At 38.0% G+C, this 16,126-nt stretch carries 21 protein-coding genes; 2 read left to right on the top strand and 19 right to left on the bottom strand.

The features are described from left to right. Positions 1-191: 191 nt before the first annotated feature. The 15 genes from atpG to C568_RS0107815 form a co-directional block, all read right to left on the bottom strand. Positions 192-1,052, bottom strand: a complete 861-nt coding sequence (gene atpG / locus C568_RS0107885; protein ID WP_003202288.1) for a F0F1 ATP synthase subunit gamma — start codon at positions 1,050-1,052, stop codon at positions 192-194. Between the two features lie 215 nt (positions 1,053-1,267). Continuing rightward, complete coding sequence (atpA, locus tag C568_RS0107880; protein WP_006096654.1) at positions 1,268-2,776, bottom strand: F0F1 ATP synthase subunit alpha; 1,509 nt, start codon at positions 2,774-2,776, stop codon at positions 1,268-1,270. Positions 2,777-2,787: 11 nt separating this feature from the next. Next, entirely contained in the window at positions 2,788-3,330 is a 543-nt protein-coding gene (locus tag C568_RS0107875) for a F0F1 ATP synthase subunit delta (RefSeq protein WP_018764928.1), read from the bottom strand. Next, positions 3,327-3,833: a F0F1 ATP synthase subunit B gene (gene atpF, locus C568_RS0107870; protein WP_018781181.1), complete on the bottom strand. Its 507-nt coding sequence runs from the start codon at positions 3,831-3,833 to the stop codon at positions 3,327-3,329. The genes C568_RS0107875 and atpF overlap by 4 nt, the downstream gene beginning before the upstream one ends. A 126-nt stretch (positions 3,834-3,959) precedes the next feature. Further along, positions 3,960-4,178 (bottom strand): F0F1 ATP synthase subunit C, encoded by a 219-nt coding sequence (gene atpE / locus C568_RS0107865; RefSeq protein ID WP_000052064.1) that lies wholly within the window; start codon positions 4,176-4,178, stop codon positions 3,960-3,962. Between the two features lie 61 nt (positions 4,179-4,239). Then, on the bottom strand, positions 4,240-4,959 hold the full coding sequence (gene atpB / locus C568_RS0107860; RefSeq protein WP_006096655.1) for a F0F1 ATP synthase subunit A: 720 nt from the start codon (positions 4,957-4,959) through the stop codon (positions 4,240-4,242). Positions 4,960-4,966: 7 nt separating this feature from the next. Beyond that, positions 4,967-5,359 carry an ATP synthase subunit I gene (locus tag C568_RS0107855; protein ID WP_006096656.1) on the bottom strand — a complete coding sequence of 131 codons (393 nt, stop codon included), beginning with the start codon at positions 5,357-5,359 and terminating at the stop codon, positions 4,967-4,969. Beyond that, positions 5,359-5,583, bottom strand: a complete 225-nt coding sequence (locus C568_RS0107850) for an AtpZ/AtpI family protein (protein ID WP_001171217.1) — start codon at positions 5,581-5,583, stop codon at positions 5,359-5,361. The genes C568_RS0107855 and C568_RS0107850 overlap by 1 nt, the downstream gene beginning before the upstream one ends. Before the next feature lie 26 nt (positions 5,584-5,609). Beyond that, positions 5,610-5,723 carry a DUF4024 domain-containing protein gene (locus tag C568_RS0107845; RefSeq protein ID WP_003202277.1) on the bottom strand — a complete coding sequence of 38 codons (114 nt, stop codon included), beginning with the start codon at positions 5,721-5,723 and terminating at the stop codon, positions 5,610-5,612. A gap of 373 nt (positions 5,724-6,096) precedes the next feature. Continuing rightward, positions 6,097-6,726 (bottom strand): uracil phosphoribosyltransferase, encoded by a 630-nt coding sequence (upp, locus tag C568_RS0107840; RefSeq protein ID WP_003202275.1) that lies wholly within the window; start codon positions 6,724-6,726, stop codon positions 6,097-6,099. A gap of 451 nt (positions 6,727-7,177) precedes the next feature. After that, positions 7,178-8,419 (bottom strand): serine hydroxymethyltransferase, encoded by a 1,242-nt coding sequence (gene glyA, locus C568_RS0107835; protein WP_018764927.1) that lies wholly within the window; start codon positions 8,417-8,419, stop codon positions 7,178-7,180. 251 nt (positions 8,420-8,670) lie between these two features. Next, a complete protein-coding gene (locus C568_RS0107830; protein ID WP_018764926.1) occupies positions 8,671-9,243 on the bottom strand; it encodes a TIGR01440 family protein in 573 nt (190 codons plus the stop codon). Between the two features lie 57 nt (positions 9,244-9,300). Then, positions 9,301-9,744 (bottom strand): ribose 5-phosphate isomerase B, encoded by a 444-nt coding sequence (gene rpiB, locus C568_RS0107825; protein ID WP_003202270.1) that lies wholly within the window; start codon positions 9,742-9,744, stop codon positions 9,301-9,303. Positions 9,745-9,882: 138 nt separating this feature from the next. Continuing rightward, positions 9,883-10,323: a low molecular weight protein arginine phosphatase gene (locus C568_RS0107820; RefSeq protein ID WP_018781180.1), complete on the bottom strand. Its 441-nt coding sequence runs from the start codon at positions 10,321-10,323 to the stop codon at positions 9,883-9,885. Between the two features lie 264 nt (positions 10,324-10,587). After that, positions 10,588-11,085, bottom strand: coding sequence for a PTS sugar transporter subunit IIA (locus C568_RS0107815; protein ID WP_006096660.1), 498 nt, complete (start codon positions 11,083-11,085; stop codon positions 10,588-10,590). A 390-nt stretch (positions 11,086-11,475) separates the two neighbouring features. On the opposite strand from C568_RS0107815, the gene C568_RS0107810 reads away from it, so the two are divergent. Together C568_RS0107810 and C568_RS0107805 are read left to right on the top strand one after the other, a co-directional pair. Next, a complete protein-coding gene (locus tag C568_RS0107810; protein WP_018781179.1) occupies positions 11,476-11,862 on the top strand; it encodes a DoxX family protein in 387 nt (128 codons plus the stop codon). A 366-nt stretch (positions 11,863-12,228) separates the two neighbouring features. Beyond that, positions 12,229-12,840 carry a flavin reductase family protein gene (locus C568_RS0107805; protein ID WP_003202262.1) on the top strand — a complete coding sequence of 204 codons (612 nt, stop codon included), beginning with the start codon at positions 12,229-12,231 and terminating at the stop codon, positions 12,838-12,840. A 65-nt stretch (positions 12,841-12,905) separates the two neighbouring features. On the opposite strand, the gene C568_RS0107800 is transcribed toward C568_RS0107805, so the two are convergent. From C568_RS0107800 to C568_RS0107785, 4 genes are all read right to left on the bottom strand, one after another. After that, complete coding sequence (locus C568_RS0107800; RefSeq protein WP_018781178.1) at positions 12,906-13,181, bottom strand: DUF3935 domain-containing protein; 276 nt, start codon at positions 13,179-13,181, stop codon at positions 12,906-12,908. A 229-nt stretch (positions 13,182-13,410) separates the two neighbouring features. Beyond that, the gene (locus C568_RS0107795; RefSeq protein ID WP_006096663.1) at positions 13,411-13,959 is read right to left on the bottom strand and encodes a manganese efflux pump MntP; all 549 of its coding nucleotides are present in this window, start codon (positions 13,957-13,959) and stop codon (positions 13,411-13,413) included. 542 nt (positions 13,960-14,501) lie between these two features. Next, positions 14,502-15,545, bottom strand: a complete 1,044-nt coding sequence (locus C568_RS0107790) for an L-threonylcarbamoyladenylate synthase (protein WP_018781177.1) — start codon at positions 15,543-15,545, stop codon at positions 14,502-14,504. A gap of 107 nt (positions 15,546-15,652) precedes the next feature. After that, on the bottom strand, positions 15,653-16,111 hold the full coding sequence (locus C568_RS0107785) for a mechanosensitive ion channel protein (protein WP_018764922.1): 459 nt from the start codon (positions 16,109-16,111) through the stop codon (positions 15,653-15,655). Positions 16,112-16,126 lie beyond the last annotated feature (15 nt).

Here is a 16,126-nt window from a genome sequence, read left to right as displayed (position 1 = left end):
AGTCGGCTTTCATTTTTTATTAGTATAGCTTGGGCGACTCTTCCAAAAGAGCCGCTTCCGCTTTTTATTAATCTAGCTCCAGCGGTTAGAATGCTCGGTGACTTCGCTTTTTCCTGCGAGGCAAAGAGCGCCTCTACGTCAAAAGCTCCATCCCCCTCCCATTCTGAACGAACCGCTTCCGCCTTATATTACTATTCTAACGCTGCTGCGCCACCAACGATTTCCGTAATCTCTTGCGTAATCGCTGCTTGACGAGCACGGTTGAATGAAAGTGTAAGTGAATCGATAACTTCCATCGCGTTGTCTGTAGCACTTTTCATTGCTGTCATACGCGCTGCGTGTTCACTTGCTTTACCGTCTAGTAATGCACCGTACACTAAGCTTTCTGCGTATTGTGGCAATAACACTTTTAAGATATCTTCTTCAGAAGGTTCAAATTCATAAGCTGTCGTCGGTTTGTCAGATGTCACTTCCGTAAGCGGTAAAATTTTATTTTCCGTTACTTCTTGTGAAATTTTACTTACAAAATGATTGTAGTAAATGTACAGTTCATCATAAGCACCATCTGCGAACATCGCGATTGCTCGAGAAGCAAGGTCTTTAACATCTGTAAATGATGGGTGGTCAGATAATCCAACTACTTCATCAATAATGTTAAAGCCGCGACGTTTTAAATAATCACGTCCTAGTCGTCCAAGCACAATAATTGAATATTGGTTTGAATCCATATTATGACGTTCACGAATTACGTTACTTACTGTACGTAATACGTTACTGTTATAACCACCTGCTAGTCCGCGATCAGATGTAATAACGATGTATCCTGTACGCTTTACAGGACGCGCTGTTAGCATTGGATGATTGATCCCTTTGCTACCTTGCGCAATACTCGCTACTACTTCTTGAATCTTTTCCATATACGGAACGAAAGATTTAGCATTTTGCTCTGCACGACTTAACTTCGATGCAGATACCATCTCCATCGCTTTCGTAATTTGACTCGTTTTCTTAGTCGAGTTAATTTTCGCTTTTATATCGCGTAAAGATGCCACAGGTTTTCACCACCTTTTTTCCGGAAGTTGGCACGATTAGTAAGAATCCTTTTCGTTCATCTTTCTAATCTACATTGCAAGATATTCTTGCTCATGATTGAAGGAAAAGAATAGGTGCACCTACTCTTTTCCTCTACATAACCGTCAGCAATTCCTGTAAGAATTGCCTGTTTATATAATCTAGTTTCAGCGGCAAAAGCCGCTTCCGCTTTTTATTATTCAGAAGCTACGAATACTTTTTTGAATCCGTTGATTGCTGCTGCAAATTTGTCGTCATCCGCAAGTTTCTTTGTTGTGCGAATTTCACTTAATAGCTCAGCTGCATTTGAATCTAACCAAGCATGGAATTCTTCTTCAAAACGAGTGATATCCGCTACTGGAATATCATCTAAGAATCCACGTGTTAAAGCGTAAAGAATAATAACTTGTTTCTCTACTCGTAACGGCTTGTGTAATCCTTGTTTTAATACTTCAACTGTGCGAGCACCACGGTTTAATTTCGCTTGTGTTGCTTTATCAAGGTCAGAACCGAACTGAGCGAACGCTTCTAACTCACGATAAGACGCAAGGTCAAGACGAAGTGTACCTGATACTTTACTCATCGCTTTAATCTGAGCAGATCCACCAACACGAGATACTGAAGTACCTGCATCAATCGCTGGACGTACGCCAGAGAAGAATAAATCAGATTGTAAGAAGATTTGTCCATCTGTAATAGAGATTACGTTTGTTGGAATGTAAGCTGATACGTCCCCTGCTTGTGTTTCGATGAAAGGTAGAGCTGTTAAAGAACCGCCGCCTCTTGCATCACTTAATTTTGCCGCACGCTCTAGTAAGCGAGAATGTAAGTAGAATACATCCCCTGGATATGCTTCACGACCTGGAGGACGACGTAATAGTAATGAAAGCTCACGGTAAGCAGCTGCTTGTTTTGATAAGTCATCATATACTACTAATACGTGTTTACCATTGTACATGAACTCTTCACCCATTGTTACACCAGCATAAGCAGCTAAGTATAATAATGGAGCTGGTTGAGAAGCTGATGCAGTTACAACGATTGTGTATTCTAACGCACCGTGCTTACGTAGTGTTTCTACTACGTTACGTACTGTAGATTCTTTTTGTCCAATTGCAACGTAGATACAAATCATATCTTCATCTTTTTGATTTAAGATTGTATCAAGTGCAACTGCTGTTTTACCAGTTTGACGGTCACCGATGATTAACTCACGTTGACCACGACCGATTGGTACAAGAGCATCGATCGCTTTAATACCTGTTTGAAGTGGCTCATGAACAGATTTACGATCCATTACACCTGGTGCTGGACTTTCGATTGGACGAGTGCTTGTTGTATTGATTGGGCCTAAACCATCTACTGGTTGACCTAATGGGTTTACAACACGACCGATTAGTTCTTTTCCTACTGGCACTTGCATGATGCGACCAGTACGACGAACTTCGTCACCTTCACGGATTTCTGTGTAAGGTCCTAAAATAATGATACCTACGTTATTTTCCTCTAAGTTTTGTGCTAGTCCCATAACGCCGTTAGAGAACTCTACAAGTTCACCAGCCATAACGTTATCTAGACCATGAGCACGCGCGATACCGTCACCAACTTGGATAACTGTACCAACATCACTAACTTCGATTTCAGACTGATAGTTCTCAATTTGTTGCTTTATCAGTGCGCTAATTTCTTCAGCTCTGATGCTCATGTGCTTCACCCCTATCTATTCTTCATAAGTTCACGCTGAATACGTGCTAATTTTCCTTGTAAACTACCATCATAAATGCGATTTCCAATGCGTACTTTAATGCCGCCTAGTAAATCTTCATCTACAACATTTTTTATACGGATTGCATCTTTTCCTGTTCTTTTTGCAAATGATTCTGCAATGTTAAGCTTTTCATCTTCTGATAGAAGACGAACTGAATATACAGTTGCATCAGCTACGTTACGTTCTTCATTAGCAAGAGCAACATATTCATTTGCAATTTCAGGTAGAATTTCAATACGTTTGTTATCAACTAAAATATATAACGTATTTAAAATTGATTCAGAAACAGAAGCAAACACGTTAGAAAGAAACGTTTTTTTCTGCTCCTTTGAAATGTTTGGTTGTGTTAAAAAGCTATGTAGTTCTCCGTTTTTTACAAAAACGTTTTGTACAAGGCGTAATTCTTCCTCAAACATTTCTAATACGTGTTTTTCTTTTGCAATTTGAAAAAGAGCGACAGCATAACGTTTTGCTACAATCTCATTGCTCATCGCGCTTCTCCTACTTCTTTAATATAATCGCGAATTAACTTCACTTGGTCTTCTTCTTTTAATTCTTTCTCAATTACTTTAGAAGCAATTTGAACAGATAAAGAAGCGACTTGTTCTTGCAGAGCAGCAATCGCATGCTCTTTTTCGCGTTGAATTTCTTGTACAGCAGATGCTTTAATAGATTCTGCTTCTTCTTTTGCAGCAGCAACAATAACATCTTTTTGATCTTCTGCTTGCTTTTTCGCTCTTTCGATTAACTCTTGTGCTTCAATACGTGATTGTTTTAACATTTCACGTTGTTCTTCTACTAATTTCTTCGCCTCTGCATTGTTTTGTTCTGCAGCATCGATTTCACTAGCAACATGCTCTTCACGTTCCTTCATAATTCCCATCAAAGGACCCCAAGCAAATTTACGTAGCATGATTAATAAAATTAGGAAAACTAACAATGTATAAGCAATCGTTCCAAATGGAATGGCAGCTCCTAAAATTAAAGTTGGCACAAGGATTCACTCCCTTCGTGATATCTAAATTGACTATATGAAAAAAAAGACAACCATTTCGTTCATAAAGCAATGGCGAAGAAAGTCCAAAAACACTCTTCGCCATCTATGTAAGGGGAGTCTCCCTTATTTGTTCATTACGATGAATGCAATAACTACACCGATGATTGGAAGTGCCTCAACTAATGCAACCCCGATGAACATAATTGTTTGAAGTGCGCCTTTTAATTCTGGTTGACGAGCAACACCTTCGATTGTACGTGATACGATAAGACCGTTACCAATACCTGCACCTAATGCTGATAAACCAATTGCAATTGCAGCTGCGATTACACCTAAACTCATTTAATTTGTCCTCCTTTGTATTATAAAAAAATAGATTTTTTTACTTACTTATTAAAGTATATTAATGGTCATGACTTACTTTATGAGCCATATAAACCATCGTTAACATTGTAAAGATAAACGCTTGGATTGAACCAACGAATACACTGAATCCCATCCATGCTAACATCGGCACAATAGCACCTAATGCTCCAAGTACTGTACTTCCGCCTAATTTAGCAAGTAATCCTAATAAAATCTCACCAGCATAGATGTTACCGAATAGACGAAGACCTAACGTTAATGTGTTAGCAAATTCCTCAATAACCTTTAAAGGAAATAAGAACTTCATAGGTTGGAAAAATCCTTTTAAGTATTCTTTTGTACCCTTCATCTTAATTCCATAATAATGGGTGAGGGTAACTACCATCACGGCTAATGTTAATGTAACTGCTGGGTCAGACGTTGGCGATCTCCACCATGCAATGTGTTCACCAGCCTCAGTTGTTGAATACATGAATGGTAGGCCGAGCATGTTTGATACGAAAATAAACATCATAAGTGTAACGCCGAGTGTTAAAAAGCGTCCACCTGTTTTCCAGTCCATCGTACTGTTAATAATCCCTTTCGCAAAGTCTAAAATCCACTCAAGAAAGTTTTGCATTCCTGTTGGACGAAGAGCTAATGTGCGAGTTCCAATAACAGCGATTAAGAAAACAATAACTGCTGCCACAGTAACCATCATGACTGAGGACAAATCGAACGTTAAACCTAGAAATTCAACTAATTTACCGTGTTCCACTAGTAATTCACCTCTCTTCCCTGCTCTTATACTCTAAATAAAGAAAATCTATGATCATGACAAGATATCCTGTCAGCAATCCTACACCTAAGCTCCACATCGCAATTAAATGCTGATATTTCGCGGCAAATAAAATTAATAACCCAATCGTGGCAAATCTCGAATATGTACTAACAGCCGTTGCTTTAAATTTCACGTTTTCTCCATTTGTAACGCGATCTAATAGCTTGTCTGTTCTACGTGCAATGATGCGCAAACTAAGAAAACTGAAAATCGTTCCGATAATCAGTCCAAGAAATACATCCTTGTAAGAGGTAAATCCCCATCCTAGCACTAGAAGCGCAAGCAAGTAGTACATATATTTCTTTTGTCTGTGGACAAGTCCATGTACGTCTATCATCATTGCTCTCCCGAATAGTAATGTCGAATGAGTCGAATCATTGCGTAAATCCCTGTTCCTAATCCTAGCAATAAGCCTATAATAAGAAACAACGGAAACGTTCCAACCTTACTATCAATCCATTGCCCACCAAAAATTCCAACAAGAATGGAACCAACTAATTGAGCAAGAATACCTGACATTAAAGCATAAGCTTTTACCGGGTTGCGATCGTTTTTTTGCAAGGATTCATCCCTCCAATATGTAACCCTCATTCACGATGTGTTAATAATAACTCATTTTCTTGCATAAATTCTATACAAAATAAAAAGTTTACTTTTTCGTCACGGAATAGATGCAAATTTGTCACTGAAAGCCCTACCATCCATCCCCGTAGTTAGCATACAATAGGGTATTAGCACTGTCAACGAGAAATCGTAAAAAATCAAAAAATTTGAGTATTAGTAATTTCTTGCCAAAAATGAAAACGTTCCCCTTCTAAATACTGGTCAAAGATATCTGATTTCTTCAAGTTTTCTCCTTATAATAGAAGAAAAAGTTCACAAGTTTGTCACTATTATATTTTTACGATATAACGTTTTTCTTCTATAATATAGGGCTTATTAGACGTTTGACTTCTATATTATATGTGAAAAATATGCAAGTTATGTTGCATATACAAAAAACACCATACTCCTCCCCTACCCTCAATATTTATACAAAAAAGACGAGTGGGGAATTCCCTCTCGTCTGTTGTCTTACTTCGTTCCAAATAAACGGTCACCAGCATCGCCAAGACCTGGAACAACATAACCATGGTCATTTAATTTTTCATCTAATGCCGCCACATAAATATCAACATCAGGATGTTCTTCTTGTACTACTTTTACTCCTTCTGGTGCAGCTACGATACACATTAATTTAATTTGCTTCGCACCGCGCTTTTTCAGAGAGTTAATTGCTTCAGCTGCAGAACCACCTGTTGCTAACATCGGATCAAGTACGATAAAGTCACGTTCTTCTACATCCGTTGGAAGTTTCACATAGTATTCTACCGGTTGCAATGTTTTTGGGTCACGGTATAAACCAACGTGTCCTACTTTTGCTGCTGGGATTAATTTCAGAATTCCGTCTACCATTCCTAAGCCTGCACGTAAAATCGGAATTAGACCAAGCTTTTTACCAGCGATCACTTTTGTTTTCGCTTTGCTTACAGGTGTTTCAATTTCGATTTCTTCAAGTGGAAGATCGCGTGTAATTTCAAATGCCATTAAGCTTGCTACTTCATCCACTAATTCACGAAATTCTTTTGTACCTGTATTTTTATCGCGAATATATGTAATCTTATGTTGAATTAACGGGTGATCAAATACATACAGTTTTCCCATGTGAATCTCTCCTTCAGATGATATTCATGCGTGCGTACACGCCGTTTTACACTATTTACGATTGTAAAGAAAACGCTACTAATATTCAAGGGCAAATTTGGAAAAGTTTCAAATCTATTATGAACCTACCTAATATCTTTACCAATTATGGAAGTCGTATCCTTCATTATATATCCAAAAATTATTCATTGTTTGTATACATACTTCGGAAGTTATCTATGTTCTCACTTAGCTAACCCGCTCTCCTATGTGGAAATATCCAAATTTTACTATCTTAAAACCCATTTATCCTGCCACTCGCAGACAGAGAAAACTACAATTTCATATCTTCTACGGTAGAAACTATCACTTATAGAAGGTATTCTGAAAAACTATCTATTAAGAACTTGTGTTTCAAATGAAAAAAAGACTGCTGAAACAATATATGCTTCAGCAGTCTTCATCTAATCTATTATAGATCTGTATACATTGGGAACTTATCTGTTAATGCTTCTACACGCTTACGTGCTTCTTCTAATGCAACTTCATCCTCATGATTTTTTAACGTATGAGCAATAATTGCTGCAATTTCATCCATTTCTTCTAATCCGAAGCCACGAGATGTTACCGCCGCTGTACCAATACGTACGCCGCTTGTTACAAATGGGCTTGCTGTTTCAAATGGGATTGTGTTCTTGTTTACAGTAATACCAACTTCATCTAATACATGCTCTGCAACTTTACCTGTAATATCTAGGTTACGAACATCGATTAAGATAAGATGGTTGTCCGTTCCACCAGAAACAAGTGTAAGTCCTTCCTTTTGAAGACCTTCTGCTAAGCGCTGTGCATTATTAATGATATTTTGTGCATATGTTTTAAAGTCTTCTTGAAGTGTCTCACCAAATGCAACAGCTTTCGCAGCAATTACGTGCATTAGTGGTCCACCTTGAATACCAGGGAAGATTGATTTATCAATTTGCTTTGCAAATTTTTCTTCACATAAAATCATACCGCCACGTGGGCCACGTAATGTTTTATGTGTTGTTGTTGTAACGAAATGTGCATGTGGTACTGGGTTTGGATGTAAACCTGCTGCAACTAAACCTGCGATATGTGCCATATCTACCATTAAGTATGCACCAACTTCGTCTGCGATTTCACGGAATCTCTTGAAATCGATAACACGAGGGTACGCACTTGCACCTGCAACGATTAATTTTGGCTTATGTTCTTTTGCTTTTGCTAACACATCATCATAATTGATGCGGTGTGATTCAGCATCAACGCCATATTCTACGAAATTATATTGTACCCCACTGAAGTTAACAGGGCTTCCGTGTGTTAAGTGACCACCGTGGGATAAATTCATACCAAGTACTGTATCGCCTTGCTCTAAAATCGTGAAGTATACAGCCATGTTCGCTTGTGCACCAGAGTGTGGTTGAACGTTCACATGCTCTGCGCCAAAGATTTCTTTTACGCGATCACGTGCAATATCCTCTACTACGTCTACATGCTCACAACCGCCATAGTAACGTTTACCAGGATATCCTTCTGCATACTTGTTTGTTAAAACAGAACCTTGTGCTTCCATTACAGCTTCACTTACGAAGTTTTCTGAGGCAATTAATTCAATTTTTGAACGCTGTCTTCCTAGTTCTGCTTCAATTGCAGCAAATACCTTTTCATCTTGACGTTTTAAATGATCCACCAAAATCCCCCTTTTCTGAACGAATTACACTGATTCCCGATAGTTTTTTCTTATTTATTGAGAAAAAACGAAAATTCAAGTTGTAATTCTTTAGAACCTTCATGTTTTCAACTACATTCTAACATGACTTTCTATATCATAAAAGAAAAAAAGACCGAGTTCGGTCTTTTCTTTTATCCTTTACGAAGTCAGACTACATACCTCTTTACATGTTATATAAAGGATACAGTATTTCTGTTTCTTCTTTATTTTTAGCTACAGGTAACTGTTTCTTCTACTGCCGCATATACAGCACGTGCCCCACCAATAAGTTTCGCACGTGTTTTAGCCATCGTTACGTGTGCACTTCCAATCTCTTTTACACGTGTACGAATTGGAACCGCAACATGTTTTAGATGCATACCAATAAATGTATCACCGATATCCATGCCCGCATCTGCTTTTATAAATTCCACGACTACAGGATCCTTTAGATTGTGATAGGCATATGTTGCTAATGCACCACCGGCTGATCTAACAGGCGTAACAGTTACAATTTCAAATTGATACTTCATTGCTACTTCTCTCTCTACTACTAAAGCACGATTTAAATGCTCACAACATTGGAATGCCAACTCTATACCAGCTTGCTCTTGAAATTGTTTTAGCTCAAAAAAAATCGCTTCCGCCACTTCCATCGTTCCTGATGTCCCAATTCTCTCTCCGAGCACCTCGCTCGTGCTACAGCCCACTACAAAAATTTGCCCGCTTTGTAAAGAAGCTTGCTCTTGAAAATCAGAAAGCGATATTTGTAGCTGCTCTTTCATTTTTACTATTTCCGTCATGACGCCTCTTCCTTCCACAGATTGGTTCAACAAATTATAGTATGTCCTAATAGAAGATTACTTCGCTTCGTATGTTTTAATTTTCCCTACGCGATTTTCGTGACGTCCGCCTTCATAATCAGTTGTTAGCCAAATTTTTGCGATATCACGCGCTAAACCCGCACCAATTACACGCTCACCCATCGCTAACATATTCGTATCATTATGTTCTCTTGTTGCTCTTGCACTAAATGTATCATGTACTAACGCACAGCGAATACCGTGTACTTTATTTGCTGCAATTGACATACCAATACCTGTTCCACAAATTAAAATACCACGGTCTACTTCACCATTTGCAACCATTTCTGCCGCTGGAAATGCAAAATCAGGATAATCAACAGAACCTGCTTCACATTCACATCCTAAATCAACATATTCAATATTCAATTCTTCTAATAAACTTACGATTTCTTTACGGATATTCATTCCACCGTGATCAGATGCTACTACTACTTTCATTTTGACCCCTCCAAAATTTTAGTGAAACTTCTATCAGGTAGGATTACTTATCCCCACTGATGAATGATTGCAAAAGTTTGATACTCACTTGCTCATTCCAAGCAAGATCATCTCCAATATCGTATTATACACGAAACATTAACCTTCTGAATATTTTTCCAATAAAGTTTGTACAAGTTTTTCCATCTCTACTAATGTTGATTGATAAATAGAAAGAGAACCGCCAAACGGGTCTGAAATATCTTTACTTGTACCCTCTACAAATTCATAGAATGTATGCACTTTCTCCCTAGCACTCGGATGATATTCAACCGCAAGTTGTTTATGGCTTTCCGTCATCGTGAGTACCATATCAGCCCACTCAAGTAATTCATTCGTTATTTGCTGCGAAGCATGCGCTACTTTAATCCCCTTTTCTGCTAATGCATCTTTTGCATGTAAAGATGCATCACTTCCAAAACTGGCAAAAACACCAGCAGACTTCGCCTCAAATTTCCCTTCCCCATAGTGACGAAGCAACGCTTCTGCCATTGGGCTACGACATGTATTTCCAGTGCAAACAAACAACACTCGCTTCATCCAAATCCACTCCTTATGGTGAATGTCCTACATTCATCATAACGTACATTACAATGGAACAAAAGAAATGTGAACATACAAAAGGCGCATTTCCCTTTTATTTTTTCTAAGAGAAATACGCCTTATCCACATATATGTGAAACCCTAGTTCCAAGTACCTTCAATATAGTACCATACATCACTAAAACATCCCACGAAAAAAACTTATGACTAAATAAAATAAGGAATCCATTTCATATAAAATGGATTCCTTACAAAAAATCATTATTTCATTGTAACTTTCATTACTTCTGTTGAACCTTTTGTAGCTGAAACACCTACAGTTGTATTAATAGATTCAGCTGCATCTGTATTTGTAATAACAATTGGAGTAATTGTGCTTTTTGCTTTTTCGCGAATTAATTCTAAATCGAAAGAAATTAATTTATCGCCAGCTTTCACAGCTTGTCCTTCAGATACGTGGGCTTCGAAACCTTCGCCTTCCATTTTTACAGTTTCTAAACCAACATGGATTAAAATTTCTGTACCGTTTTTCGCTTTAATTCCAACAGCATGTTTTGTGTGGAATAATTGTACGATTTCGCCATCTACTGGTGCTACAACTACACCTTCAGTGGGAACGATTGCAACACCGTCGCCCATCATACGACCAGCGAATACTGGATCTGGTACTTCTTCAATATTTTTCACTTCTCCAGTTAATGGAGCTACGAGTGTTTCTACATTTGTTTTTGAACCAAGGCCAAATAATTTTTTAAACATAGGATAGTCCTCCTTATAATTAGGTTGAAAATGTATAGGGCAATCCCTAGTAAAGATTGAGATACACGTAAGACTTCATACTTCAAATATTATATTGTAAAAACGCTTTCGAAAAGAATTACGTTATTACCAATAGACCCTTATTGTATCGCTTTGCAAAATTCCAGTCAATTCAGATTGTCTGAATAACAATGATGAGAATTAACTTCTTACTTGTATTTTCTCTTTTTCTCCTCCACTTGTCTAGAGGTCTTTACAACATATTTATTTTTTATTATTGATTTGTAAAATTTTCTTCAAATTTCATAAGAAAGTCACTTGACTAAAGTAAGTAACTAATTTATTATAACTTACATAAGGTAGGTAAATAACTTTTTGGAGGTTTTATAAATGATGAACATCGGTCTTCTTCTTATTCGTCTTGTTATCGGAATTACATTCATGGGTCACGGTACTCAAAAATTATTTGGCTGGTTTGGTGGTCACGGTCTGAAAGGAACAGGCGGCTGGATGGAATCAATCGGCTTACGCCCTGGCGTATTCATGGCATTTATGGCTGGCGCAACTGAGCTATTAGGTGGTTTCTTATTCGCTGCAGGTATCTTCACTTGGGTTGGCTCATTATTTATCGTTGGTACAATGCTAGTTGCAATCTTTACTGTACACGGAAAAAATGGCTACTGGGTAACACAAAACGGGTTTGAATATAACATGATCTTAATCGCTATTGCAGTTGGCGTTGCGTTAACTGGACCTGGCGCTTACGTTTTACTTTAATCAGTTATCTCAATTTCAAGATATATAAGTGCAAATTGAAAAAAACTTTTTTTAGGTGGGAGAGAGCATCCGGCCATGCATAGAAGCGGTCAGATCCTTTTCCAGCCCCATGCCAAGTGAAAACAAAGCGAGAAAATGAGTGCAGATCCTCTTTTATTCTTCATAGCCGCGACTTATATGTTGAAAAATCAAAATGTATTTATATATTTATTAATGATAGGAGTAGATTCCAAGCTGGAATCTACTCCTATTCTTTTTTCTCATTTACAAAAACCGTCAAAAAAATATTTTTTTAGCAGGAGTTTCCCTCCATTATCTTGTAAACAAACAAAGAAGTATTCATATCGAGGAAGGGAGATTACAAATATGCTTTCGATTAATCCAAACGAACAAACAGAAAAAGATAATTACAAATTATTAACAGGGAGTATCATTCCGCGCCCTGTAGCATTCGTAACTTCTGTAACAAAAGATGGTGTTTTAAACGGGGCTCCATATAGCTATTTTAATATCGTTGCTGCTAATCCGCCGCTCATTTCTGTTTCCGTACAACGTAAAGGAGGAGAAAGAAAAGATACTTCTCGAAACGCCATTGAAAAAGGTGAATTTGTTGTACATATTTCCGACGAATCCTATGTGGAGGCCATCAACGAAACCGCTGCAAACCTCCCTCCAAATCAAAGTGAAATTGAATTAGCGAAACTAACCCCGATCGAAAGTGATGTCATCTCCGTACCAGGCGTAAAAGAAGCGAATATTCGAATGGAGTGCGTATTAGAACGCGCCATCCCACTAGGTGGAACAGAAGACTCCCCAGCATGTGACCTTCTTATCGGCCGCGTTGTCCGGTTCCACGTCGCAGAACATTTATATGAAAACGGACGAATTCATGCAGAAGGACTAAAACCAGTAAGCCGCCTAGCAGGACACAACTACGCAAAATTAGGAGAACAATTTGAGCTTGTAAGGCCAATTTAAAAGTAGCGACAGCTCGTTCATTCCACAACAAAAAATCCCCCGCCATTATAAGCAGGGGATTTTTTTTATATTTCTTCACGCTTTTCTTCTAGCGTAGGCGCATTTTCCTTCTTCGGTTTTCCAAGCTTTACAACAAAGAAATATAAAGAGAGCAATGTAATAAGAAAAACGATAAAAAATGGATACGGCGAATAAAACATACGAGCCGTCTCTGTTTTTCCCTCAATAAATTTTAAAGAACTTATATCTAAAAACTCAGCAAACATTTGTACACCGAGCATACTAAACCAAAATACGAAAAAGCTAATAATAATACCCAAAATTTGTTTTACTCTTGTCACTTGTACCATCCCTTCTATGTATAAGAGTTAGAGTTATTTTTAGTACGACAAGCAATAATAGAAACAGTAAGGTTGTACAGGAAAGAGGCTTCCGTTATCATTCCCAATTTCATTTCATCCAGCAAAGTACTACTATTTATAAAATAGCCCCGCAAACAATAAACCTACATAACTATCTTGATAAAAATGTCAAAAACTAAATGTACCATTTTCTTATATGATAGCAAGATTATATTGGAAAAAGAAGACATAATCCAAACCCAACAAGAATAATACCGCCGAGTACTTCACCATATGTACCGAGCATATGCTTTGCATGTCTTCCAATAAGTAAACCACCCCATGCTAATATCATACTGACCAATCCAAACATCAATATTGTTACAACCATTTGCGCTCCGTAAATCCCGAGGCTGAGCCCAACTGAAAAGCTATCTATACTTACACTAAATGCAAATACCAATAAGCTAATTCCCACCGGAGCAGACCTTGTTTCTTCACTTTCTAAAATGGAAGAATACACAATATAAAATCCTAATCCAATTAACAGAATAGCCCCAGCAACAGTCGCAATATGCCCAAATTTCTCTGATAAAAAACGACCTAGTATCATACCGAGAAACGGCATAACAATATGAAACAGCCCTATTGTCATACCGATATAAATGATTTGTCGCATTCTGAGCGTTATCATACCCATGCCGAGGCTTACAGAAAATGCATCCATCCCTAAGGCAAATGCCATTATAATCAAAGGTACTAGTTGTTCAACCGTCATCCATGTCCCTCCTCGGACTTGCTACTTCACAATATGCTCATCCGAGGAGAAATAGAATCTACGAAATTTTTCTGTATAAAGTGAAACTTTAATCAGTGGGAATTTTCTTCATCCCCCACTGATTATTAGCCCCACTAATCGGGCTTTTACAGGATACATCCATTTCAATTATTCAACATTCACATTAGGGCCATGAAAAACAAAAGGTGACCCCGCGCTCGTTCTCTCCTTCTGGTTTCACTCGGCATGGGGCCAAAAAGGTACTGACCGCTTCTATGCATGAGCGGATCCTCTCTTCCAACTTAAAAAATGGAATACCTCGTTTTTCAATTTGTATTTACACAAACTAAAACTTTCACCGCATACTCCCATTTTCATTATCCAACACTCACATTACGGGCTATGAAAACAAAAGGTAACCCGCGCTCGTTCTCTCCTTCTGGTTTCACTCGGCATGGGGCCAAAAAAAGCACTGACCGCTTCTATGCATGAGCGGATCCTCTCTTCCACCCTAAAAAATAGGTTTTAATTTTTCAACTCGCCTACTCTTCAATAATAATATGATGCCCTGCCGCTTTCGTTAAACGGTTCATGATCGCATTTCCAATTCCTTCATTCGGAAATGACTCACTAAAAATCACATCTACTTTGCTGGCATCGAATGTTCTCAGCACATCGTATAATTTAGTTGCAACGCTTGCTAAATCACTTCGCACTCCGCAAGACAATACAACATCCGCTTTATATTCATGTTGATATTCTTCTGTCGTTAATACACCTACCGTATACCCTTCGTCTTTCTTCTGATCTACAAGCTGTTGAATAAAATCACGAGACCCTTCAACAATACTAAGTGGTGCTTTCGGTGCATAATGTGTATATTTCATCCCTGGTGCCTTCGGTTTTTCTTTCTCATCTTTTAGCGCAGGATCTAACGAAACAGTTCCGATCACTTCTTCTAGCTGCTCCTTCGTAATTCCACCTGGACGTAAAATCGTCGGTACTTCACTTGTACAATCAATTACCGTTGATTCAACCCCAACGCCAGTCGCACCACCATCAACAATACCAGCAATCTTTCCATTTAAATCTTCATATACGTGAGATGCTAGTGTTGGACTCGGACGCCCAGAACGATTGGCACTGGGTGCTGCAACAGGTACATTCGCTTCTTCAATAAGAGCTAGCGCCACTGGATGATCCGGCATTCTAACTCCAACTGTATCTAAACCAGCCGTAACCTTTTCAGAAATCCCCTCTTTTTTCGGTAAAATAATTGTTAATGGTCCCGGCCAAAAGTGCTTCATTAAGACTTCTGCAACCTCTGGTATTCCTCTAACAATTCCTTTTAACTGCGATTTAGAACCAATATGGACAATCAGTGGATTATCACTCGGTCTGCCTTTCGCTTCAAAAATTTTCGCAATTGCTTCATCATTCATCGCATTTGCTCCTAGCCCGTATACCGTCTCTGTCGGAAAAGCAATCGCTTCATTTTCCCTTAGTAATTTTGCTGCTTTTTGTAATTGTGGATAATCTTTTTTTATTTCCACAACATTATCCACAGTCCACATATTTGTATGCATTTTTTCCCACGTCCTTTTTTCCCATGAAATACTTGTTATATTTAGTTTACTATGAGATTTATCCAAAAGACAAACAAGGTTTATCCACAAAATGTGGATAAACCCAATTAATCAGTGGATAACTTTGTGAATAGCTGACAATTTAGTATTATTACATTCTGCTGTTTTATATTTTCACAAAAATGTTCTAACTGCTGAATATCCTCTGGAACTTTATGTTTTTCCACAGTTATAAAGTTAAAAAACTGAAAGATCGTCACAGATTGTGGATGATTTGTGAGTAAATATACTTGCCCCATACTTTTCTCTTTCATATACTGCAAAAACATTTCAAAAAAATATAAGAAAGTCTTGTTATCCACAATAGGTGTGAACAAACAAGAACGAATGAGTGCATTTTCTCCTTTTTGTTCATAACCAATTACAGCTTGTATCTCTCCGTCATCTTCCAATATCATAAATTGCTCGTATAACTCATTTATTTTATCATCTTTTTTATTAGCTTGTCCGAAAAAAGAATGTAATCTCTCAACATCAGCGTTTGTAGCAAAATAAGTCTTTTTCACAACAAATCCCTCCTC

This window comes from Bacillus sp. 95MFCvi2.1, from assembly GCF_000374965.1.
In the GTDB taxonomy this organism is placed as follows: Bacteria; Bacillota; Bacilli; order Bacillales; family Bacillaceae_G; genus Bacillus_A; species Bacillus_A pseudomycoides.
The sequence above is the reverse complement of the archived record's forward strand: the minus strand, read 5'-3'. Positions and strand labels throughout refer to the sequence as shown.